The organism is Solemya velesiana gill symbiont (assembly GCF_002020805.1).
Lineage (GTDB): Bacteria > Pseudomonadota > Gammaproteobacteria > Chromatiales > Chromatiaceae > Sedimenticola_A.
This window is the reverse complement of sequence record NZ_MPRJ01000037.1, coordinates 1-20,887: the sequence shown is the minus strand read 5'-3', so window position 1 is coordinate 20,887 and position 20,887 is coordinate 1. Positions and strand designations below refer to the sequence as shown.

Sequence of the window (20,887 nt, the reverse complement as noted above, 5' to 3'; positions counted from 1 at the left end):
GCGGTGTATTTCCTCTGTTGGTTGTTGATCCGCCAAGATCAATCAACAGAGTACACCGCTTTTTAAGTCAGCTCATACACCAGAAATCATCATAGCTCGGCACTGTCCGAAGAGCTGTTCATCGACAAATGCACCCGGTGTGACAAATGCCTTACCGCCTGTTTCGACGGCCTGATCGTCAAAGGGCAGGGTGGCTACCCTCAAATGGACTTTACCCGGGGCGGCTGTGACTTCTGCAGTGACTGTGTCGCGGTTTGCGAGCCTGAAGCCCTGCTGCGACCCAGTAAAGAGGCCGTTCCCTGGTCTCACAAAGCATCCATTCTCGACTCCTGCCTGTCACTCAACGGCGTCATGTGCCGCTCCTGCGGTGATGCCTGCGACAAGCGGGCCATACGTTTTTCTCTCCAGGTCGGGGGCAAAGCCCAACCGGTGATCGATCGTGATCGGTGTGTCGGTTGCGGCACTTGTCTTTCGGTTTGTCTAGCAAAAGCAGTAGAAATTTCCAACAACTATACACGCGATGAAACCGCGTAAAGGGGGCGTTAAGCAAATGAATGTATGTAGTGCAATCGTACATGCGAAACCGGAGAACGCAGTAGGGGTTTCGAGCAGATTGGAAGAGTTTCCAGGCGTCGAGGTACATGGCGGTAAGGATGTTGGAAAACTCATTGTAACGGTGGAGGGCGGCGAAGATGACACGCTGGCCGACATCATGGCCAAGTTTGGTGATGTGGAAGGTGTGATAAGCACCGTCATGATCTATCACTACAGCGGGGAAGAAGCTGATAGCGAGGAGGTAATCCAGTGAAACTAACAAGGCGTGACTTTGTAAAAAGCAATGCAGTCGCCGCGGCCGCAGCCGCAGCAGGTGTCACACTGCCGGGCATCAAGACTGCCACCGCAGCCGAAGGCGATGACCTTCGCTGGGACAAGATTGCGTGCCGCTTCTGCGGTACGGGCTGTTCCGTGCTGGTGGGTGTAAAAGACGGCAAGATAATGGCGAGCCAGGGTGAACCTGATGCCCCGGTGAACAAGGGCCTCAACTGCATCAAGGGCTACTTCCTGCCCAAGATCATGTACGGTAAGGACCGTCTGACCCAGCCCCTGCTGCGCAAGAAGAACGGCAAGTACGACAAGAACGGCGACTTCGAGCCTGTCTCCTGGGACGAGGCGTTCAAGACGATGGCCGAGAAGTGGGTCGCCGCCCGTAAGAAGGGTCCCAAGGGCATCGGTATGTTCGGTTCCGGTCAGTGGACTGTTTGGGAGGGCTATGCCGCGTCCAAACTGTTGAAAGCGGGTTTCCGCTCCAATAGCCTGGAACCCAATGCACGTCATTGCATTGCCTCGGCTGTGGGTGCCTTTATGCGCGGCTTCGGTATCGACGAACCCATGGGCTGTTACGACGACCTCGAGCATGCTGATGCGTTCGTGCTCTGGGGCGCCAACATGGCCAAGCGAGTCTTCGACCTCGTGAAAGATTTTGGGACATCCAAGTCCCCAAAATCGACTCGGCCTTCGACAACCTATTAGTGCCCCGGACTGGTTCTGCCTCTCGTAACAGGTTCCATCGTGTGGGAGCTGGTCAACCCGGTCTCCATGATGTTTCGCGGCATCGTGTTCGGGCTTGGCATGGCCTGAGTGCTGATCCTGGAGATCTTCCTGTTCGATCTGTTCGTCAGCAAGGATGGCTGGTGCGGTCGGCTCTGCCCCGTAGGTGCGTTTTACAGCCTGCTGGGCAAGCGCAGTCCGCTGCGGGTGATTGCTGCACGCCGCGAGGCGTGTGGCGATTGCATGGACTGCTTCGCTGTCTGTCCTGAATCACGGGTAATCAAGCCTGCGTTGAAAGGAGCGGAGCAGGGCATTGGACCCGTCATTCTCTCTTCCGAATGTACCAACTGCGGCCGCTGCATCGATGTCTGTGCTAAGGACGTATTCCAGTTCGGCAACCGTTACGCCAAAGACGAGATTAAAAGAGCATCTGAAGCCAAGAGCCACACTCAACATAGTGTGGGTGGCCAGGCTTAAGGCTTCTCAGGAGTTTATTTTCAAACATAGAGTTTGATGGAGATAAAGATGAAGAAGATAATACTTACCCTAATGGCTGTACTGGTGACATTCCTGTTCTCCAGCGCAGCTTTCTCGGGCGTCGAGTTCCTGCGTGGGAAGCAGGAGATAAGCGACCCGTCAATGGCGCCGGACAAGCGGAAACAGGAGATCGTGAAGGGCAGCTTCGATCGCAGCTACAAGATCCAGCCGCCGATGATCCCCCACAAGATCGACAAGGATGAGATCAACCTCAAGGTGAACACCTGCATGAAGTGTCACTCCGCCAAGACCTACAAGGAGAAGAAGGCACCCAAGGCAGGCGACAGCCACTACGTGACCCGCGACGGCAAGACCCTGGAAAAGGTCTCCCCCCGCCGCTACTTCTGCAACCAATGCTATGCGCTACAGTTGAACGCTGCACCGCTGGTAGATAACACCTTTGTGGGTTCGAAGTAACTAGTGGTACCCCCGGTCGTTCCTGGTTCCAGGGATGACCGGGGAATGCAACAACAACATGTATCGCACGTGTGAGTGCACAAGAGAAAGTTAGATGGGAATTATTATGAGTAACGGCGCAAAGCGCGGGGTCTTCAAGGTCCTCATCATAGGTATCATCCTTTGGGGTGGCTTCAATACAGCCATGGAGGCAACCAATACAGAGACGTTCTGTATCTCCTGCCACGAGATGGAATAGACGGTCTGCCAGGAGTTGCAGGAGACCATACACTTCACTAACAGAACCGGTGTGCCTGCAACCTGCCCGGACTGCCACGTTCCCAAGGAGTGGATTCACAAGATCGTGCGTAAGGTCCAGGCGACAAACGAGCTTTATCACAAGATGATGGGCACCATCGATACGCCCGAGAAGTTCGAGGCGAAGCGCCTGGCAATGGCAGAAAATGTCTGGCGGGCCATGAAGGCCACCGATTCACGGGAGTGCCGCAACTGTCACAAGTTCCAGTCCATGGATCTGGACAAGCAGGACTCGCGCAGTGCCGACGCACACGATCCCCACTACTGGGACGCGGTCGACGGCAACGAGCCCCAGAAGACCTGTATCGACTGCCACAAGGGCATCGCACACAGTCTGCCTGAGGGATACGACCCCGCAGTAGATGAAATGGCTTCTGAAGGTTAATACCGCTTAATCCGGACGGAAATCGAGTCTTTATGATCTGAGGCAATAGCCTGGCGGATTACCTCAGCTGGGCTATTGTCTTCTCTGGGTAAGCGGTAAAAAATGGACGCTCCTGGCAAAGGGGCAAAAGTAGGGTTAGTGCATGTCTGAGCTCATCGACCGTTTCGGACGCAAGATCGAATATCTCCGGCTCTCCGTGACGGACCGCTGTGACTTTCGCTGCTTTTACTGCATCCCCAAGGGCTTCAATGACTTTACCGACTGGGACGATCAACTCACCCTGGATGAGTACGTCAGGCTGATAAGGATCTTCAGTGAACTGGGGGTCAGCAAGGTGCGTTTCACCGGCGGTGAGCCCTTGGTGCGGCGAGATATCGTGGAGATGGTTCAGCAGATCGGTGCGCTGGCCGGGATTGAAGACCTTTCAATGAGCACCAATGCCTCCCAGTTGGCGAAGCACGCCAAGGCGATTCGTGAGGCCGGTGTCAGCCGTCTCAATGTCAGCCTGGATACCCTCAAGCCTGATGTCTTCAAGCAGATCACCCAGGGTGATCTGAACAAGGTCATCGAGGGCCTGATGGCCGCCAAGGCGGAAGGATTCCACCCCATCAAAATCAATATGGTGGTGATGCGCGACCTCAACTTCGACGAGGTGGGCGACATGGTGAACTTCTGTCTTGAAAACCGTTTCACCCTGCGTTTTATTGAGACTATGCCAGTGGGTGCAGCGGGTCAGAACGCCAAGGATCGCTATGTCAGCCTGGCCGAGGTCCGGGAGATGCTGGAGCAGCGGTTCGAACTGGAGCCGGCGAAGATGAAAGGGGCCGGGCCTGCCAAGTACCTCAAGGTGGTGGGTGGACGCCTCAAGATCGGTTTCATCAACCCCATGTCCCAGCACTTCTGCGAAGATTGCAACCGCGTTCGCCTCTCATCCGAAGGCACCCTCTACCTCTGCCTGGGGCAGCAGGACAAGCTGGAGTTCCGCCCACTGTTGCGCCAGGGGCTGAGTGACGAGCAACTCAAAGATGCGATCAGGGAAGCGATCAACCGCAAGCCCGAGAAGCATGAATTCAATGACAAACCTGACCAGGTGGTTCGGGTCATGTCCATGACCGGTGGTTGATATCTTTAATCACACTGGTAATTGCAATGTGGGAGGGCCGCCCCGGCCTGATAGCGGGGGTTGGATTAAGTATCAGGCCTTTTCGCCGCGAGGCGCGGCTCCCACCACATCTCTACAGTAAAGATTACTTGTATAGTGCAGTGTGGGAGGGCCGCCCCGGCCCGATGGCAGAGGCAGGATTAACTATCAGCTTTTTTCGCCGCGGCACCCTCCAGGTATAAAGGTGCGGCTCCCATCGGCCCCCATCCACATCTCATCTGCAAAGATTCCCTGAATGAGATGAACCTTTTAATCAGGGCAGAACTTTCTTGTAAGGCCTCACGCTGACGCTGGCGAAAACGCTAGTGAGGGTATACGGGTCCTGTTCGGCCCACGCCTTGGCTTCCTCCAGACTATCGAATTCAGCCACGATCAGGCTGCCGGTAAACCCGGCCGGGCCGGGGTCTTCGCTGTCGATGGCGGGGTGAGGGCCTGCCATCAGCAGGCGTCCTTCCTCCTGAAGCGCCTTGATACGCTCAAGGTGTTTAGGGCGGGCAGCCAGCCTGGCTTCCAGGCTGTCGTCACGGTCTGTTCCCATGATGGCGTAAAACATTCAGATCTCCTCCTGGGATTCGGTTGGCTGTTCCATGAAGCGGGCCATGTAGAGGGCCTGGAGGATGATAAACACAAAGGTCAGTCCCATCATGCCGAACAGTTTGAAATTGACCCAGGTCTCTTCCGAGTAGTTGAAGGCGACGTAGAGATTCACAGCGCCCATGGCCACGAAAAACAGTGCCCAGGCCGTGTTGAGCCGTGGCCAGATTCGAGCGGGCAGGGTGACAGCATGGGACATCATGCGCTCCACCAGGTTCTTTTTGCCGATGAACTGGCTGCCTATGAATGCCACTGCAAACAACCAGTTGACCACGGTGGGCTTCCACTTGATGAACAGGGGGTCGCGCAGTGCCAGAGTCAGTCCGCCGAAGATGATGAGCAAACCCAGGGTGACCAGGTGCATATTCGGTACCGAACGGTGGCGCAGCCACTGAAAGCTGACCTGAATAAAGGAGGCTGCGATGGCAACCTGGGTCGCCACGTAGATGTCGTAGACCTGGTATGCGATGAAAAACAGCACAACCGGGAAAAAATCTGTCAGAAACTTCATCTGAAATCCATTACCTAATAAAACTCTCTCATAATTATGTCTAACTGCATGGTAACTAATAATTAATCATTAATGCAGTATCCGCTCCTCCGGCCAGTCCCTTGCGTAGCGCTGGATCACTTCCCTGACCTGGGGCGGATAGTCTATCAACTCCAGCTGCTCCATGCCTTCCTGAAAAAAACGGGACGCCATATCCGGGATCTGCTCAATGATGTCAGAAAAGGCCGACTCCATCAGATCGGGATTGTGTGTACGGGTGGCTACAATGGCCCGATTCAGTAGCAGCATAGGCTCAGCCTGGGGATAGGCTTCGCTGTCGGACATCTCGTTTGATTCAACCGGTGGCATGGCATCAACCACTTCGCTCATGGCCTGGACAGGGATTCGAGGGCTTCCGGGCTGGAGGAGCGGTTGGCTAAGAAGGCAAAGCCGTTTACCACTAAACCAAGAGAGTGGAGCTCCCACCGGTTTACGGCGAGCCACCGGGCAAGAGAAACCGAGAGCAGCTCCCAGCTCTTTTGGCTGTCCACGCTACCCAGGTCACCGGTAATCACCGATAACTCTTCCAGTATGTTAAGGGCGTAGTGGCCCAGCTCGCTCATACTTGCATTGGCTGTGTAGCGGGAGCTCTCTTCCCTGGGGGCACCAGGGGAGCCGGTGTCGTCACCCTGTTGCGATTTAAGCCGATCCAGCAACTGTTCCATCGCTCCGGACAGCATTTCCGGATCCGGGCCGGAGGGGGGCTGATTAAGACCCGCATCTTCCCAGGCCTTGAGGGCAATTCCCGACGCCTGCTGAAATGTTTCGGCAAACCGGTCGAGATCGGCAGGAGGTATCAACATGGATTCCAATATTATCCTAGCCGGTTGTTTTGGTCATCAACTGTAACTAATGATCCCTGCGAGTCCGATGTACTGCTGCGGAATTGCGATTAACCCTGTTTTAACTATCGGATTGGGAGAAATGAGAGCGTTTATCCGGGGCCTTTGAGGTACAATGGACTGATGTCCTTGAGCATTGATCTGCATTCCCACTCCACCGCCTCAGACGGCACACTGTCGCCGTCGGAGTTGATCTTACGCGCCTCTGAGAAGGGGGTGGATGTGCTTGCCCTGACAGATCACGACACGACTGAAGGGATCGAGGAGGCGAAGTCTGCAGCGATAAGGGCGGGTATCTGCCTGATTCCCGGTGTAGAGGTCTCGGTGACCTGGAATGCCCAGGTAGTGCACCTGGTGGGGTTGGGCGTCGATCCCGGGAACCCGTCTTTGCAACAGGGCCTGGCGACACTCAGGGCATTTCGTGACTGGCGGGCAGAGGAAATTGGTCGCCGCCTTGAGAAAAGCGGTATTGCCGGTAGCTATGAAGGTGCCAGGGGGTATTCCAACGGTCGGCTCATCAGTCGCACACACTTTGCACGGTTCCTGGTGGAGAAGAGCTATGCCCCTGACACACGCAAGGTCTTCAAGCGATACCTGACCCGCGGTAATCCAGGGCATGTGCCCGGTCAGTGGGCAGCACTCGAAGAGGCGGTTTCCTGGATAGTGTCAGCCGGGGGGCAGGCTGTACTGGCACACCCGGCGCGGTACAACCTTACCCGGACCAAGCTGCGTCGCCTTATACGAGAGTTCAGGGATGTCGGCGGAGAAGGGATCGAGGTGGTTTCTGGCAGCCACAGCCGTGATGAGAACTTCACCATGGCACGACACACCATGGATTTTGAATTGAAGGGTTCCTGCGGCTCCGATTACCACGGTCCCGAGAATCCCTGGACCGAATTGGGCCGCCTTGAACCCATGCCCGATGGCATTAAACCAGTCTGGAGCGATTGGGTTCAGTTACAACAGGCGGCATCCGCCTGATCCATTAACAATAATCAGAATTTTATGGCACAGTTTTTCCAGATTCATCCTGATAATCCCCAGAAGCGTCTCATAAACAACGCCGTGGAGATCATCCACCAGGGGGGGCTTGTTATCTATCCCACGGACTCCAGCTACGCCCTGGGCTGTCATATCGGCGATAAAACTGCCATGGAGCGCATCCGCAGGATCCGTCAGCTGGACGATAAGCACAATTTCACCCTGGTCTGCCGGGATCTCTCGGAGATCTCCACATACGCCAAGGTGGGTAACCAGCACTACCGCATGCTCAAGACCCTGACACCCGGGCCCTATACCTTCATTCACAAGGCGACCAAGCAGGTACCCCGGCGTCTGCAGCATCCACGGCGCAAGACAATCGGCATACGCGTACCGGACAACGTCATCGCCCAGGAACTGCTGGCAGCCCTTGGTGAGCCACTGATGAGTTCAACCCTCATCATGCCCGGGGATGATATGCCCCTGACCGATCCGTACGAAATGAAGGATCTCCTCGGCCATCACGTGGATCTGATCATCGACGGAGGCTATTGCGGTTTCGAACCAACCACCGTGGTGGACGTGGAGGAGGAGACGCCGCAAATCGTGAGGGTAGGCAAGGGAGACGCCTCCCTGTTTGAATAGAAGAAAAAACCTTTCATATATTGAAGAGTGAATTGACTCACTGATGAACGACCTGACAACCATTCAACAAATCGCTGTGTTGGCGCTGCCATTGCTGTTTGCCATCACTGCCCACGAAGCGGCCCACGGCTGGGTGGCCAAGATACTTGGTGATTCCACTGCCAGTATGCTTGGGCGGGTGACCTTCAACCCGTTGAGGCATATCGATCCTATTGGGACCATCCTGGTGCCGATTGTGATGTACGTATCATCCAGCATGTTGACTGGAGGGCAGCCATTTCTGTTTGGGTGGGCCAAGCCCGTGCCGGTGGATTGGAGGAACTTGGGTAATCCCCGCCGGGACATGGCACTGGTTGCCCTGGCAGGCCCCATGGCCAACCTGATCATGGCAATTTTTTGGGCACTGATGCTGAAGATCGGTGTATCCCTGGAGAGCGGCCTGGCCTGGATCGCCTTGCCGCTCTACTACATGGGTATTTTTGGAATTTTCATCAATTCCATCCTCATGATATTGAATCTATTGCCGATTCTTCCCTTGGATGGCGGACGCATCCTCACCTCAATGTTGCCGCCAAGGCTGGCCATGAATTACGCCAAACTCGAGCCCTGGGGACTGGTGATCGTCATCGCCCTGCTGGTCAGCGGACTGCTCGGCACCATCCTGACTCCCGGCATTAAATTCGTGCAGACCCTCAGTGCCACACTGGTGGGACTCAATTGAGCCTATTACGGTGCCGGGTTAATAACTGGTAACATATCGCTCTTGCCGGACAGGTCCGGCCAAAGAATCAGAAAATCATAAAGGAAGTCGCTTTGAACACCGTTCCTGCACAGCACGCCCGTGTCCTCTCCGGCATGCGTCCCACCGGACGCCTGCACCTGGGGCATTACCACGGGGTGCTGAAAAACTGGATTGAACTGCAACACGAATACGATTGCTATTTCTTCGTCGCGGACTGGCACGCCCTGACAACCCACTACGAAGACCCCACCATCATTCCCCAGAGTGTCTGGGACATGGTAATCGACTGGCTGGCTGCCGGCGTCAACCACGGTGAGGCGAGATTGTTCATTCAGTCCCAGGTGCCGGAACATGCGGAGTTCCATCTGCTGCTCTCCATGATTACGCCCCTGGGCTGGCTGGAGCGCGTGCCCAGCTACAAGGATCAACAGGAAAAACTGAAAGAGAAAGACCTCGCTACCTACGGGTTTCTCGGCTACCCGCTGTTGCAGGCGGCGGACATCCTGATCTACAAGGCCGGCATGGTGCCGGTGGGTGAGGACCAGGTGGCCCACGTGGAGCTTACCCGCGAGGTGGCTCGACGCTTCAACCACATCTACGGCCGCGAGCCCAACTTCGAAGAACTGGCGAAGACCGCCATGAAGAAGATGGGCAAGAAGAACGCCAAGCTCTACAAACGCTACCGCAAAGCCTACCAGGAGCAGGGCGACCAGGAGGGGCTGGAAGCCGCCCGTGCCTTGCTTGAGAGCCAGCAGAACATCACGGTCAACGACCGTGAACGCCTCTTCGGCTACCTCGAGGGGAGCGGCCGTATCATCCTCCCTGAACCCCAGCCGATGTTGACCAAGGCATCCAAGATGCCGGGGCTGGATGGCCAGAAGATGTCCAAGAGCTACGGCAACACCATCGCCCTGCATGACCACCCCGAGGTTGTGGAAAAAGAGCTGCGTACCATGCCCACGGACACCAACCGCGTACGCCGGAAAGATCCCGGTGATCCCGCCAAGTGCCCGGTCTGGCAGTTTCACGAGGTATACTCCGGCGAGGATGTGAAGGCGTGGGTACAGCAGGGCTGTACCACCGCAGGCATCGGCTGCCTCGAGTGCAAGCAACCGGTTATCGACGCGGTGCTCAATGAACTCAAGCCGATACAGGAGCGGGCCGTTGAGTTCGAGCAGCAACCGGAACTGGTGAGAAACATCATTGCCGAGGGTACGGAAGAGGCCCGCGACATGGCCCAGGAAACCATGGACGAAGTACGTAGCGCCATGAGCCTCAATCTCAGATAAGAGACGATAAATGAGCGAAACGGAGATTTGTCTGCCGGAACACCATCACCCCGAACAGGAGGAGATGCCCTTTGCGGTTGTCCAGGGCGAGGCCTGGTCGACCATGCCCAAGGATCTCTATATTCCGCCGGACGCCCTGGAGGTCTTTCTTGACGCCTTCGAAGGCCCTCTCGATCTGCTGCTCTACCTGATCAAGCGCCAGAACCTGGATATCCTGGATATTCCCATCGCCCAGATCACGGCCCAGTACATGGAGTACGTGGATCTGATGAAGGAGCTGCGACTGGAACTGGCCGCCGAGTACCTGGTGATGGCGGCCATGCTGGCAGAGATCAAATCCCGCATGCTGCTGCCGCGCCAGGAGGAGAGCGAAGACGAGGAGGGCGATCCTCGCGCCGAGTTGATCAGGCGACTGCAGGAGTATGAGCGCTACAAGCAGGCCGCGGAAGATATCGACGAACTGCCACGCATGGGGCGGGACGTATTCCAGGCCGAGATCGATGTGCCGGATAAGATCGTCGAGAGACGGCCGCCGGATGTGGATCTGAAGGAGATCCTCTTCGCCATGAAAGAGGTGATGCACAGGGCGGACATGTTCAGTCACCACCATGTGCAGATGGAGGCGCTGTCGGTGCGGGAGAAGATGTCCGTGGTGCTGGATCAGATCAACAGCGATACCTTCACCGAGTTCACATCGCTGTTCAATATGGAAGAGGGACGGCTCGGCGTGGTTGTCACCTTTCTGGCCATCCTCGAGTTGATCAAGGGCGCCCTGGTTGAACTGGTACAGACCGAGGCCTTTGGTCCCATACATGTCAAGGCGTTGTCGTCTGACATTGCTGAATAAAACAACATGTCTGAAGAAACAAAACTAAAACAGATCATAGAAGCTGCACTCCTGGCCGCCGGCGGTCCATTGAACCTAGATGGCATGCTGGAAATCTTCACCGAGGAGGAGCGTCCTGAAAAGAAGGATCTGCGAGAGGCGATGAAGCAACTCCAGGCAGATTACGAGGGGCGTGGTTTCGAACTGGTGGAAGTGGGTGGCGGTTTTCGCATCAACGTGCGGGCCGAGTATGCTCCCTGGGTCTCACGTCTCTGGGAAGAACGACCTGCGCGCTACTCCAGGGCCCTGATGGAGACCCTGGCGCTTATTGCCTACAGGCAGCCTATCACCCGTGGCGAGATCGAAGATATCCGCGGCGTCAGCGTCAGCACCAATATCATGAAGACCCTGATGGAGCGGGATTGGGTACGGGTTGTCGGACAGCGCGATGTGCCGGGCAAGCCCTCCCTCTACGCCACCACCAAGGAGTTTCTCAACTACTTCGGCCTCAAGAGCCTGGATCAACTGCCCACCCTGCAGGAAATCCGCGATCTCGATTCTATAAATCGCGAACTGGAGCTGGAAGAGGCGGTTCCGAATATGGAAGCCGCTAATGAGCCAGGTGAGCCTGAACAGCCAGACAGCGAAGTGGCCGAGATGACTGATGATGTCGAAGGCGAATCAGCTGGGGAACCTGGTGAGCTCATGGAATCCGAAGAGGAAACCCCGGTTTCCGAAGCCGAAGAGAATGAAGAAGGCCAGGAGATTGCTGAAGCGGATACCGAGATGGACATCGATGCGATAACCGATCCGGAGACTGAGCCTGAGTCAAACATGGCGGCTGATCTATCTGCCGCTGACCAGGTGGATGCGCCCGTTGAGGAATCCGAAGAGGAAACCCCGGTTTCTGAAGCCGAACCAAATGAAGAAAGCCAGGAGATTGCTGAAGCGGATGCCGAGACAGACATCGATGCGTTAACCGATCCGGAGACAGAGCCTGCGTCGATCATGGTGGCTGATCTATCTACCACTGACCAGGTGGATGCGCCCGTTGATGAGTTCGAATCTTCAGAGACCTCCGATATGGAAGCGGGCGACTCCGACGCCGAAGATCCGGACAAAGAGCTGCCTGATGCCTAAGAAGGATCAGCCCCAGGGAGAGCGCCTGCAGAAGGTGTTGGCCAATGCCGGGTTCGGTTCCCGTCGTGAGGTGGAGCGCTGGATCGAAGCGGGTGAGGTGGTGGTCAACGGCGAAGTGGCCACCCTGGGAGACCGGGTAACGCCGGACGACCGCATCACCGTCAGGGGGAAAAAGGTTGGCAGCTGGCGCTTGAAGGAGCAGGAGCACCGTGTCCTCATTTACAACAAACCCGAAGGTGAGTTGGTAACCCGTTCCGACCCTGAAGGTCGTCCTACCGTGTTCCGTCGCCTCCCCAAGCCGAAATCAGGACGCTGGATCGCAGTCGGCCGTCTCGATATCAATACCAGCGGCCTGCTGCTGTTCACCACCGACGGCGAACTGGCCAACAAGCTGATGCACCCATCGCAACGCATCGAGCGTGAATACGCGGTGCGTGTCCTTGGCGATGTGATCGAAGAGAAGCTCAAGCAGTTGGTCAATGGCGTTGAGCTGGAAGACGGTCCCGCGCGCTTCGAGGATATCGTCGAATCCGGCGGCGAGGGGAGCAATCGCTGGTTTCACGTGGTGATCGTGGAAGGGCGCAACCGGGAGGTTCGTCGCCTTTGGGAGGCGGTGGACCTGAAGGTGAGCCGTTTGAAACGTGTGCGTTTCGGCTCGGTCATCCTGGATAGCAGTGTTGCCGCCGGTAAATGGCGAGACCTGGAGAAAAAAGAGCTGGAGGGATTGCTGGATGATGCCGGAGTGCCTGCAGGCAAAACCGGAAGAAGCTACGCCAGCCCGAAATCCAGATCCAAGCCTGTCCCCAAGGGCAAAAAGAAACGAGCCGCAAAGAAATCCGTCTGGCGCCGATAGACCGGTCGGCCTCGTGCCATGGAGAGAACACTGGCAGCCCCCAAAACCTACAAGTCAATCTTCCGTACGCTTCTGCGTGCCTACGGTCCCCAGCACTGGTGGCCGGGTGAGAGCCCTTTCGAGATCATCGTGGGTGCACTGCTCAACCAGAATACGGCTTGGACCAACGTGGTAAAAGCCCTTGATAATCTCAAGGCCGAAGGCTTGCTGGATCTCGATTCACTGCGCCATATGGAGGAGGGCAGGCTTGCAGGACTGATCAGGCCTGCAGATTATTTCAATGTAAAGGCCAAGCGCCTTCAGAACCTCTGCCGGTTCATCGCTGAGCGGGGAGGGGTTGAGGCGCTTGATGACTACCCGACCGACCGTCTGCGCCAGGATTTACTCAGTGTTAATGGGGTTGGACCGGAAACGGCTGATGATATCCTTCTCTACGCCTATCACCGCCCGGTTTTTGTTATCGACGCCTACACACGAAGACTTTTTTCGAGACTTGGCCTGGTAAAAGGTGATGAAAACTACGAATGTCTGCACGCGGGATTCCAGGAGGTATTAGGCCAGGAAGTTGAAATATTCAATGGATATCATGTGCTTATCGTTCATCACGCAAAATATTACTGCAACAGTAAGCCAAAATGCGAAACTTGTTGCCTGAGAAAAAGCTGCAAAAATACAGGAATATAGGATAAGTATCCTAAATGAGCATATAAAATTGTATATTTTATTGCTGCACCTGCTAGAATCCGGGCTTCGTATCCGAAATCTGCAGTCAGTTGCCGCATAAAAAGTGAGAATCATGACGACACCGACATCCAAAATCATATACACCAAGACCGATGAAGCGCCTGCACTGGCAACCTATTCGCTGCTACCCATTATCAAGGCCTTTACAGAAGCGGCGGGTATCACCGTCGAGACCCGTGATACCTCCCTGGCCGGGAGGATCATTGCCCACTTTCCGGAAAAGCTGACTGACGATCAGAAACAGGGAGACTACCTGGCAGAACTGGGTGAAATGGCCAAGACGCCGGAAGCCAATATCATCAAGCTGCCCAATATCAGCGCATCCATCCCCCAGCTCAATGCGGCTATCAAGGAACTGCAGTCACAGGGTTACGACATTCCCGACTACCCTGAAGAGCCCCAGAATGAGCAGGAAGAGGAGATCAAGGCACGTTACGCAAAGGTGCTCGGCAGCGCGGTGAACCCGGTGCTGAGAGAGGGTAACTCCGACCGCCGTGTTGCGGCCCCTGTCAAAGCCTACGCCAAGCAGCATCCCCACAGCATGGGTGCATGGAGCGCCGATTCGAAGTCCCATGTCGCACATATGCAGGATGGGGATTTCTACTCCAGCGAACAGTCTGTGATTATCGGGCAGGCGGGCGACGTGAAGATCGAACTCACTGCTGACGACGGCACGGTAACGGTGCTCAAGGAGAAGACACCGGTGCAGGAAGCGGAAGTGATCGACGCCGCTGTAATGAGCCGAAAAGCGCTTCGCGCATATTTCGAGAAAGAAATCGAAGAGGCAAAGGAGCAGGGTGTGCTGCTCTCTCTGCATCTCAAGGCGACCATGATGAAGGTTTCCGATCCCATCATGTTCGGCCACGCCGTGAGCGTCTATTACAAGGATGTATTCGAGAAGCACGCAGACTTGCTGGAAGAATTGGGCGTGGATACCAACAACGGCATAGGTGATCTGTACGCCAAGATCGCTGGCCTGCCTGACGAACAGCGGTCAGAGATCGAGGCCGACATCCAGGCGGTGTACCAGACCCGTCCTGAACTGGCCATGGTCAACTCCGACAAGGGGATCACCAATCTACACGTGCCCAGCGATGTGATTATCGATGCATCCATGCCCGCTGCTTTGCGCTCCTCGGGCCAGATGTGGGGTCCTGATGGAAAGCTCCACGACACCAAGGCGATGATCCCGGATCGCTCCTACGCAGGCATCTACCAGGAGGTATTCACCTTCTGCAAGGCCAACGGCGCCTTCGACGTTCCCACCATGGGCAATGTCAGCAACGTGGGACTGATGGCCCAGAAAGCCGAAGAGTACGGTTCTCATGACAAGACCTTCGAGATACCTGCCAATGGTACGGTCCGTGTCACTGATGCAGCCGGCAACGTGCTGATGGAACACAAAGTGGAACAGGGTGATATCTGGCGCATGTGCCAGACGAAAGACCTGCCCATCAGGGATTGGGTCAAGCTTGCAGTGAATCGTGCGAGATTGACCGGCAATACGGCCATCTTCTGGCTGGATCAGAACAAAGCTCACGACCGGAATCTGATCGAAAAGGCAGAACGCTACCTCCAGGATCACGACACCGATGGCCTGGATATTCGTATCATGTCGCCGGTGGAGGCGATTCGCGAAACCCTGCAGCGTGTAAAATGTGGCAAGGACACTATCTCGGTCACAGGCAATGTGCTGCGTGATTACCTGACCGACCTGTTCCCCATCCTCGAGCTCGGTACCAGCGCCAAGATGCTCTCCATCGTACCCCTGCTGGCCGGCGGTGGCCTGTTCGAGACCGGTGCCGGTGGATCCGCGCCCAAGCACGTGCAGCAACTGCTGGAAGAGAATCACCTGAGATGGGACTCCCTGGGTGAATACCTGGCCCTTGCGGTTTCCCTGGAAGACCTCGCTCAGAAGAGTGGCAATGCCAAGGCACAGGTGCTTGCTGATGCTTTGGGCCAGGCCAATGGCGAGTTTCTCAACAGCAATAAATCCCCGTCACGCAAGGTGGGCGAACTCGATACTCGGGGCAGCCACTTCTATCTTGCACTCTACTGGGCCCAGGCTTTGGCCGGACAGACGAGCGATGCGGATCTGCAAGCTCGTTTTCAACCCGTTGCGGATCAACTCGTGGCAAATGAGAGCAAGATCGTAGACGAACTCAATGCCGTTCAGGGTGAGGCTGTGGATATTGGGGGCTATTACCACCCCGATACCGGGATCACTTCGAAGGTGATGCGTCCCAGTGAAACGTTGAACAGTGTGCTTGAAGCAATCTGACAGGCAGGAGCTACCTCGTTACCTCTCCCCGGCAGGGGAGAGGTAACAGGCTTGCGCAGGAACTGATTGTACTTTTAGTCAGTAACGACGATCAGCTTTCAGCGGCCGACTGCAAATTGGTCGCGTGTAGCCCTTTGGGTCCTTCCTGAAGCTCAAACTGAACTTTCTGCCCCTCTTTAAGGGTTTTGTAGCCATCCATGACGATTGCAGAAAAATGGATGAAGATGTCCTGTTCTCCTTCATCCGGCGTTACAAAACCATAACCTTTGGCGTTGTTGAACCACTTAACGGTACCGGTAGCCATAGTGAATACTCCTCCAAATACTTCATATCTACTGCTACGGAATCAGCATCGGGGACTTCGGCTTTGATTTTGTTGTTGCCGTTGTGAATGTTGAATCCGATAGGCGGGAAAACAGTGCAATGTTGCACCAACTTGGCGCTTTTTCCCGTCAGGGCAAAGTATAACCAACTGTAATATTTGGTCAAATATTAAACCCCTTATTTCTCTATACATTTCATTAGATTACGTAAGAATCTTCTGATGTTAATTTATTAAGGTAAACTTGAATTCTAATATTCAAACCCCACTTTCATTCGATACATCGGGCAGTTGATTTCAGCTAAAATCAAAAACTATGACAGACAAGCAGCAACCAAGTTTAGGCGACGGACTGGCGGTACAGGAGGCGAAACCCAAGCTCAAGCGGCCTCCCATGTACAAGGTCATCCTGCTCAATGACGACTACACGCCCATGGAGTTCGTGGTGAAGGTGCTCGAGTCCTTTTTCAGTATGGACCGGGAGAAAGCAACCCAGATCATGCTTCATGTGCATACCCGGGGAGTGGGTGTATGCGGGGTGTATACGAAGGATATCGCCGAGACCAAGGTCTCCCAGGTGAATGACTTTGCTCGGAGCAATCAGCATCCGCTGCTGTGTTCCATGGAAGAGGCGTGATTCATTGAAACCATCGTTGCCTTTTAGCGGTCCAACATACGACCTGACTCAATTGGATAGTATCGATGCTGAGTAAAGAACTGGAATTTACCCTCAACCAGGCATTCAAGCAGGCCCAGGCAAAGCACCATGAGTTCATGTCTGTGGAGCGCCTGTTGTTGGCACTGTTGGACAATCCCACTGCAGCCAAGGTGTTGCGTGCCTGTGGCGCAGATACCGAAGCACTTCGCAGGGACATCGATGAGTTTCTTGAAGAGACCACGCCACTGCTGCCCCAGGACAGTGAAAGGGAGACGCAGCCGACCCTCGGATTCCAGCGCGTACTGCAGCGCGCGGTATTTCATGTTCAGTCATCCGGAAAGGATGAGGTGACAGGGGCCAATGTTCTGGTTGCGATATTCAGCGAACAGGAGTCACAGGCCGTTTACTTCCTGCATACCCAGGATATCTCCAGGCTCGACCTGGTGAATTACATCTCTCACGGTATCCCCAAGGTTCATGGAGAGCCTGAGGAGGATGACCAGAACCTGCCGTTCAATGATGAAGCAGGCCCGGACCAAGAGGGTACATCCAAGAATCCCCTGGAGGCCTTTGCTACCGACCTGAACGAACAGGCAGAAAAGGGGAAGATCGATCCCCTGATCGGTCGCTCACCGGAGATCGAGCGCACTATTCAGATTCTCTGCCGCCGGCGCAAAAACAACCCGCTGCTCGTAGGTGAGGCCGGTGTCGGCAAGACCGCCATCGCAGAGGGCCTGGCCAAGATGATCCTGGACGGCGAAGTGCCCGAGGTGCTTTCCCAGAACAAGATCTACTCACTGGACCTCGGCAGCCTGGTTGCAGGTACCAAGTACCGGGGCGATTTCGAAAAACGGTTGAAGGCCGTTCTGGCACAGCTCAGGAAAGAGCCAGAAGCGATTCTGTTCATCGATGAGATTCACACCATCATTGGTGCCGGCTCGGCGTCCGGCGGCACCATGAATGCCTCAAACCTGATCAAGCCGGTGCTGGCCTCCGGTGAGCTGCGCTGCATCGGTTCCACCACCTACCAGGAGTTCCGGGGTATCTTCGAGAAGGACAGGGCACTGGCCCGTCGTTTCCAGAAGATCGACGTGACGGAACCCACGGTGGATGAGACCTACGAGATCCTGAAGGGGCTCAAGTCCCGTTTCGAAGAACACCACCAGATACGCTACTCCCAAAAGGCGCTGAAGGCTGCAGCAGAGCTTGCAGAACGTTACATCAATGACCGGCACCTGCCTGACAAGGCGATCGATGTGATTGACGAGGCGGGGGCCAGTGTATGGCTCAAGCCCGTGAGCAAGCGCAAGAAGGTGCTGGGTGTCACTGACATCGAGAATATCGTGGCCAAGATGGCGCGCATTCCGCCGAAGACTGTCTCGGTCACCGATGTCGAATCATTGAAGAATCTCGATCGAGACCTCAAACTTGTGGTGTTCGGCCAGGACGAGGCGATCGATACCCTCTCTGCAGCTATCCGCATGAGCCGCTCAGGACTGGGCAACGAGCAGAAACCCGTCGGCTCCTTCCTGTTTGCCGGGCCTACCGGTGTGGGCAAGACCGAGGTGACGCGCCAATTGGCCATGAGTCTTGGTGTGGAGCTGGTCCGCTTCGACATGTCCGAATACATGGAGCGACATACCGTTTCCAGGCTCATCGGCGCACCCCCGGGTTACGTGGGTTTCGACCAGGGAGGACTGCTCACCGAAGCGATCAATAAGTACCCCCATTCGGTGTTGTTGATGGACGAGATCGAAAAGGCGCATCCCGACGTCTTTAACCTGCTGCTGCAGGTGATGGACCACGGTACCCTGACTGACAACAACGGCCGCAAGGCGGATTTCCGTAACGTGGTGATCGTCATGACCACCAACGCGGGTGCCGATGTCATGAGCCGTCCCTCTATCGGGTTCACGCACCAGGATCACAGCAGCGACGGCATGGAAGCGATCAACAAGTTCTTCTCACCTGAATTCCGCAACAGGCTGGACGGTATCATTCAGTTCAACAGCCTGCCGCCCGAGGTGATCACCCACGTGGTGGACAAGTTCCTGTTCGAACTGGAAGGCCAACTGGACGGCAAGAAGGTCTCCCTGATCGTCGAACCGGAGGCGAAAGTCTGGCTGGCCGAGCACGGCTACGATGAGAAGATGGGCGCCAGGCCCATGGCCCGAGTGATCCAGGAGAAGATCAAGAAGCCATTGGCTGAAGAGCTGCTCTTCGGCGGGCTGTCAGATGGCGGCGTGGTGAGAGTCAGTGTCGAAGACGACAGATTGAGTTTCCGGATCGAGGGGGGTGCTGTTCACTGACAGCACACTCCCTTGCCATGTCATTCCGGCGGATGCCGGAATCACGGAAATTCAGCGGGCACGGTAGGTAATACGGCCTTTTGACAGGTCGTAAGGGGTCAGCTGCACGGTAACCTTGTCACCGGTCAGAATACGGATGTAGTGCTTGCGCATCTTGCCGGAGATGTGTGCAGTCACCACGTGACCGTTCTCCAGCTCAACCCTGAACATAGTATTGGGAAGGGTTTCAACAACCGTTCCTTCCATCTCGATAAAGTCTTCTTTAGCCATTCGGTTTCCTATTGACCCTGATACTGGCGAATCGCGGCGGAGAGTATAACACAAAGCCTGCCGAAAAATTCAGGCAGCCATTATCGATAAAAATCAGGTCTTGGCAAGGGGTATGAGGCTATTTATCGGTTGGGGGGCTCAAATAAGGTTTCCCCTGGTGCATATCGATGCCATTGGCCTCCTCTCAACAGCTGAATCGGCCGGTACTGGGTTTTGTAGTCCATTTTACGGTTGCAGGATAGCCAGTAGCCGAGGTAGAGCCAGGGCAGTTGCTGCTTCGCCGTCCGGGTGGCGGCTGCTGATGTAACGGGAGTAGAGGGCGTAGTGGTCCGGGTCGAATGCCGCATTCCGTACGATGACTTCCAGCTCAGATGCATATCGGTTCCAGGCCCGCTGCTGGCTGCGCTTGGGCTTGAACTGATCCACGGGGACCCGGGTGAAAATGCGTCGGAACAGGCTCCGCAGTGGGGGTGGTAGATCATCTCTCCACTGCGCCTGAAGCCCCGGTCGATCAACTGTTGATAGAGCTGGGGTGATTTTTCAGCAGCCGGATCGATAAAGAGTGTTTGGGCCGGTCGCTCCGGGAAATAACTGCAGGGGTGTTCATGGGAGAGGTAGAGCTGCAGTCGTGACTCATTGTTGTGGCCGGACGTCATGGTACTTCCGGGCTCATCCGCTCGCTGTTGGTCCAGGCGCGGGAATCCTGAATTTTATCCTGGCAGAGCGTTTCGAGGGCGGCACAAAACCGGTTCCGGGGAATCTCTTCTGCTCCCAGGCTGACCAGGTGTGATGTGTAGACCTGGCAGTCGATCAGCTGGTAGCCCCAGTGGAGCAGTTGACCGGTGAGGTGCACCAGGGCCACCTTGGAGGCATCCCGGACGCGGCTGAACATGGATTCACCGAAAAAGGCCCTGCCGATGGCAATACCGTAGAGCCCACCGACCAATTCACCTTCCAGCCAGACTTCCACAGAGTGGGCGTGCCCCTGCCTGTGCATCTCGATGTAGGCTTCTATCATTTCCTCCGTGATCCAGGTGCCTTGCTGATCCTCCCTCGGTTCCGAGCAGGCGTGGATGACCCTGGGGAAGTCGGCGTCGAGAGAGACCTCGAACCCCCTGTTGCGGATCACTTTACCCAGGCTCCTCGATACCTTGAGCTTTTCCGGGAAGAGTACGGTCCTCGGATCCGGAGACCACCAGAGAATCGGTTGTCCTTCGGAGAACCAGGGGAAGATGCCCTGGTGGTAGGCGTTGAGCAGTCGCTGGACACTCAGGTCACCCCCCACAGCGAGCAACCCGTCGGGATCATCAAGGGCTTGTTCCACGGGCGGGAACGGGGCATCAGGCCGGTTAGGATCAAGCAGTTGAAGCATTGCTGTAGGTTTGATGTTCAGTTCCCTGAATCATAACAGCTATATTCAACAGATGCTTTTGGCCTCGGGGCGTATTTTCATCTAAGGATGGTCTGAAAAATTAGAGTTTTCATTCACCAGGCA

The 20,887-nt window shown here is 55.7% G+C and carries 24 protein-coding genes and 4 pseudogenes; 18 read left to right on the top strand and 10 right to left on the bottom strand.

Features of this window, described 5'->3' with window-relative positions; all coding sequences use genetic code 11:
* Nucleotides 1-102: 102 nt before the first annotated feature.
* The 7 genes and pseudogenes from napF to moaA all read left to right on the top strand — a co-directional run bounded on the left by napF (nt 103) and on the right by moaA (nt 4,307).
* Nucleotides 103-534 carry a ferredoxin-type protein NapF gene (napF, locus tag BOW53_RS07070; protein WP_078487102.1) on the top strand — a complete coding sequence of 144 codons (432 nt, stop codon included), beginning with the start codon at nt 103-105 and terminating at the stop codon, nt 532-534.
* Nucleotides 535-550: 16 nt separating this feature from the next.
* A complete protein-coding gene (locus BOW53_RS07065; RefSeq protein WP_078487100.1) occupies nt 551-808 on the top strand; it encodes a chaperone NapD in 258 nt (85 codons plus the stop codon).
* Nucleotides 805-1,455 (top strand): annotated as a pseudogene (locus tag BOW53_RS07060) (molybdopterin-dependent oxidoreductase); the annotation flags it as partial. The gene BOW53_RS07065 and the pseudogene BOW53_RS07060, both read left to right, overlap by 4 nt.
* A gap of 84 nt (nt 1,456-1,539) precedes the next feature.
* Nucleotides 1,540-2,025 (top strand): annotated as a pseudogene (locus tag BOW53_RS07055) (4Fe-4S dicluster domain-containing protein); the annotation flags it as partial.
* 48 nt (nt 2,026-2,073) lie between these two features.
* The gene (locus BOW53_RS07050; RefSeq protein WP_078487103.1) at nt 2,074-2,502 is read left to right on the top strand and encodes a nitrate reductase cytochrome c-type subunit; all 429 of its coding nucleotides are present in this window, start codon (nt 2,074-2,076) and stop codon (nt 2,500-2,502) included.
* A 106-nt stretch (nt 2,503-2,608) separates the two neighbouring features.
* Nucleotides 2,609-3,184 (top strand): annotated as a pseudogene (locus BOW53_RS07045) (NapC/NirT family cytochrome c).
* A 142-nt stretch (nt 3,185-3,326) separates the two neighbouring features.
* Nucleotides 3,327-4,307, top strand: a complete 981-nt coding sequence (moaA, locus tag BOW53_RS07040; protein ID WP_078487096.1) for a GTP 3',8-cyclase MoaA — start codon at nt 3,327-3,329, stop codon at nt 4,305-4,307.
* 292 nt (nt 4,308-4,599) lie between these two features.
* Here the strand turns inward: moaA and BOW53_RS07035 are convergent, their stop codons facing one another.
* From BOW53_RS07035 to BOW53_RS07020, 4 genes are all read right to left on the bottom strand, one after another.
* Complete coding sequence (locus BOW53_RS07035; protein WP_078487094.1) at nt 4,600-4,899, bottom strand: YciI family protein; 300 nt, start codon at nt 4,897-4,899, stop codon at nt 4,600-4,602.
* On the bottom strand, nt 4,900-5,451 hold the full coding sequence (locus BOW53_RS07030; protein WP_078487092.1) for a septation protein A: 552 nt from the start codon (nt 5,449-5,451) through the stop codon (nt 4,900-4,902).
* 69 nt (nt 5,452-5,520) lie between these two features.
* Nucleotides 5,521-5,820: a hypothetical protein gene (locus BOW53_RS07025; protein WP_078487091.1), complete on the bottom strand. Its 300-nt coding sequence runs from the start codon at nt 5,818-5,820 to the stop codon at nt 5,521-5,523.
* Complete coding sequence (locus tag BOW53_RS07020; RefSeq protein ID WP_078487089.1) at nt 5,817-6,293, bottom strand: hypothetical protein; 477 nt, start codon at nt 6,291-6,293, stop codon at nt 5,817-5,819. Before BOW53_RS07020 ends, BOW53_RS07025 begins: the two co-directional genes overlap by 4 nt.
* A 162-nt stretch (nt 6,294-6,455) precedes the next feature.
* On the opposite strand from BOW53_RS07020, the gene BOW53_RS07015 reads away from it, so the two are divergent.
* The 9 genes from BOW53_RS07015 (at nt 6,456) to BOW53_RS06975 (ending at nt 15,833) form a co-directional block, all read left to right on the top strand.
* Complete coding sequence (locus BOW53_RS07015; protein WP_078487087.1) at nt 6,456-7,313, top strand: PHP domain-containing protein; 858 nt, start codon at nt 6,456-6,458, stop codon at nt 7,311-7,313.
* Nucleotides 7,314-7,337: 24 nt separating this feature from the next.
* Nucleotides 7,338-7,958, top strand: coding sequence for an L-threonylcarbamoyladenylate synthase (locus BOW53_RS07010; RefSeq protein ID WP_078487085.1), 621 nt, complete (start codon nt 7,338-7,340; stop codon nt 7,956-7,958).
* 43 nt (nt 7,959-8,001) lie between these two features.
* On the top strand, nt 8,002-8,679 hold the full coding sequence (locus tag BOW53_RS07005; RefSeq protein ID WP_078487083.1) for a site-2 protease family protein: 678 nt from the start codon (nt 8,002-8,004) through the stop codon (nt 8,677-8,679).
* Between the two features lie 92 nt (nt 8,680-8,771).
* A complete protein-coding gene (locus BOW53_RS07000) occupies nt 8,772-9,989 on the top strand; it encodes a tryptophan--tRNA ligase (protein ID WP_078487081.1) in 1,218 nt (405 codons plus the stop codon).
* 10 nt (nt 9,990-9,999) lie between these two features.
* A complete protein-coding gene (locus tag BOW53_RS06995) occupies nt 10,000-10,836 on the top strand; it encodes a segregation and condensation protein A (RefSeq protein ID WP_078487080.1) in 837 nt (278 codons plus the stop codon).
* A 6-nt stretch (nt 10,837-10,842) separates the two neighbouring features.
* Entirely contained in the window at nt 10,843-11,955 is a 1,113-nt protein-coding gene (gene scpB, locus BOW53_RS06990) for an SMC-Scp complex subunit ScpB (protein ID WP_078487078.1), read from the top strand.
* Nucleotides 11,948-12,808 (top strand): 23S rRNA pseudouridine(2605) synthase RluB, encoded by an 861-nt coding sequence (rluB, locus tag BOW53_RS06985; RefSeq protein WP_078487077.1) that lies wholly within the window; start codon nt 11,948-11,950, stop codon nt 12,806-12,808. Before scpB ends, rluB begins: the two co-directional genes overlap by 8 nt.
* Before the next feature lie 18 nt (nt 12,809-12,826).
* Nucleotides 12,827-13,492 carry an endonuclease III domain-containing protein gene (locus tag BOW53_RS06980; RefSeq protein WP_078487075.1) on the top strand — a complete coding sequence of 222 codons (666 nt, stop codon included), beginning with the start codon at nt 12,827-12,829 and terminating at the stop codon, nt 13,490-13,492.
* A 112-nt stretch (nt 13,493-13,604) separates the two neighbouring features.
* The gene (locus BOW53_RS06975) at nt 13,605-15,833 is read left to right on the top strand and encodes an NADP-dependent isocitrate dehydrogenase (RefSeq protein ID WP_078487073.1); all 2,229 of its coding nucleotides are present in this window, start codon (nt 13,605-13,607) and stop codon (nt 15,831-15,833) included.
* 91 nt (nt 15,834-15,924) lie between these two features.
* Here BOW53_RS06975 and cspD read toward each other — a convergent pair whose 3' ends face one another.
* Nucleotides 15,925-16,137 (bottom strand): cold shock domain-containing protein CspD, encoded by a 213-nt coding sequence (gene cspD, locus BOW53_RS06970; protein ID WP_078487072.1) that lies wholly within the window; start codon nt 16,135-16,137, stop codon nt 15,925-15,927.
* Nucleotides 16,138-16,471: 334 nt separating this feature from the next.
* Between cspD and clpS the strand changes: the two genes are divergently transcribed.
* Both clpS and clpA read left to right on the top strand, forming a co-directional pair.
* Entirely contained in the window at nt 16,472-16,792 is a 321-nt protein-coding gene (clpS, locus tag BOW53_RS06965) for an ATP-dependent Clp protease adapter ClpS (protein WP_078487070.1), read from the top strand.
* A gap of 65 nt (nt 16,793-16,857) precedes the next feature.
* Nucleotides 16,858-19,122 (top strand): ATP-dependent Clp protease ATP-binding subunit ClpA, encoded by a 2,265-nt coding sequence (gene clpA / locus BOW53_RS06960; protein WP_078487068.1) that lies wholly within the window; start codon nt 16,858-16,860, stop codon nt 19,120-19,122.
* Between the two features lie 51 nt (nt 19,123-19,173).
* Here the strand turns inward: clpA and infA are convergent, their stop codons facing one another.
* The 5 genes and pseudogenes from infA to aat form a co-directional block, all read right to left on the bottom strand.
* Nucleotides 19,174-19,392 carry a translation initiation factor IF-1 gene (gene infA, locus BOW53_RS06955; RefSeq protein WP_078487066.1) on the bottom strand — a complete coding sequence of 73 codons (219 nt, stop codon included), beginning with the start codon at nt 19,390-19,392 and terminating at the stop codon, nt 19,174-19,176.
* A 122-nt stretch (nt 19,393-19,514) separates the two neighbouring features.
* Complete coding sequence (locus tag BOW53_RS13895) at nt 19,515-19,661, bottom strand: hypothetical protein (RefSeq protein ID WP_425442908.1); 147 nt, start codon at nt 19,659-19,661, stop codon at nt 19,515-19,517.
* Entirely contained in the window at nt 19,618-19,818 is a 201-nt protein-coding gene (locus BOW53_RS13890) for a hypothetical protein (RefSeq protein ID WP_425442909.1), read from the bottom strand. Before BOW53_RS13890 ends, BOW53_RS13895 begins: the two co-directional genes overlap by 44 nt.
* 29 nt (nt 19,819-19,847) lie before the next feature.
* A pseudogene (locus BOW53_RS13885) lies at nt 19,848-20,048 on the bottom strand (hypothetical protein); the annotation flags it as partial.
* A complete protein-coding gene (aat, locus tag BOW53_RS06945) occupies nt 20,045-20,764 on the bottom strand; it encodes a leucyl/phenylalanyl-tRNA--protein transferase (protein ID WP_078487064.1) in 720 nt (239 codons plus the stop codon). The pseudogene BOW53_RS13885 and the gene aat, both read right to left, overlap by 4 nt.
* Between the last annotated feature and the right edge of the window lie 123 nt (nt 20,765-20,887).

Coding starts and splice junctions, on each gene's coding strand:
- BOW53_RS07065 (WP_078487100.1), top strand. CDS start 551: ATGAATGTATGTAGTGCAATCGTACATGCGAAACCGGAGAACGCAGTA.
- BOW53_RS07050 (WP_078487103.1), top strand. CDS start 2,074: ATGAAGAAGATAATACTTACCCTAATGGCTGTACTGGTGACATTCCTG.
- moaA (WP_078487096.1), top strand. CDS start 3,327: ATGTCTGAGCTCATCGACCGTTTCGGACGCAAGATCGAATATCTCCGG.
- BOW53_RS07035 (WP_078487094.1), bottom strand. CDS start 4,899: ATGTTTTACGCCATCATGGGAACAGACCGTGACGACAGCCTGGAAGCC.
- BOW53_RS07030 (WP_078487092.1), bottom strand. CDS start 5,451: ATGAAGTTTCTGACAGATTTTTTCCCGGTTGTGCTGTTTTTCATCGCA.
- BOW53_RS07025 (WP_078487091.1), bottom strand. CDS start 5,820: ATGAGCGAAGTGGTTGATGCCATGCCACCGGTTGAATCAAACGAGATG.
- BOW53_RS07020 (WP_078487089.1), bottom strand. CDS start 6,293: ATGTTGATACCTCCTGCCGATCTCGACCGGTTTGCCGAAACATTTCAG.
- BOW53_RS07015 (WP_078487087.1), top strand. CDS start 6,456: ATGTCCTTGAGCATTGATCTGCATTCCCACTCCACCGCCTCAGACGGC.
- BOW53_RS07010 (WP_078487085.1), top strand. CDS start 7,338: ATGGCACAGTTTTTCCAGATTCATCCTGATAATCCCCAGAAGCGTCTC.
- BOW53_RS07005 (WP_078487083.1), top strand. CDS start 8,002: ATGAACGACCTGACAACCATTCAACAAATCGCTGTGTTGGCGCTGCCA.
- BOW53_RS06995 (WP_078487080.1), top strand. CDS start 10,000: ATGAGCGAAACGGAGATTTGTCTGCCGGAACACCATCACCCCGAACAG.
- scpB (WP_078487078.1), top strand. CDS start 10,843: ATGTCTGAAGAAACAAAACTAAAACAGATCATAGAAGCTGCACTCCTG.
- rluB (WP_078487077.1), top strand. CDS start 11,948: ATGCCTAAGAAGGATCAGCCCCAGGGAGAGCGCCTGCAGAAGGTGTTG.
- BOW53_RS06980 (WP_078487075.1), top strand. CDS start 12,827: ATGGAGAGAACACTGGCAGCCCCCAAAACCTACAAGTCAATCTTCCGT.
- BOW53_RS06975 (WP_078487073.1), top strand. CDS start 13,605: ATGACGACACCGACATCCAAAATCATATACACCAAGACCGATGAAGCG.
- cspD (WP_078487072.1), bottom strand. CDS start 16,137: ATGGCTACCGGTACCGTTAAGTGGTTCAACAACGCCAAAGGTTATGGT.
- clpS (WP_078487070.1), top strand. CDS start 16,472: ATGACAGACAAGCAGCAACCAAGTTTAGGCGACGGACTGGCGGTACAG.
- clpA (WP_078487068.1), top strand. CDS start 16,858: ATGCTGAGTAAAGAACTGGAATTTACCCTCAACCAGGCATTCAAGCAG.
- infA (WP_078487066.1), bottom strand. CDS start 19,392: ATGGCTAAAGAAGACTTTATCGAGATGGAAGGAACGGTTGTTGAAACC.
- aat (WP_078487064.1), bottom strand. CDS start 20,764: ATGCTTCAACTGCTTGATCCTAACCGGCCTGATGCCCCGTTCCCGCCC.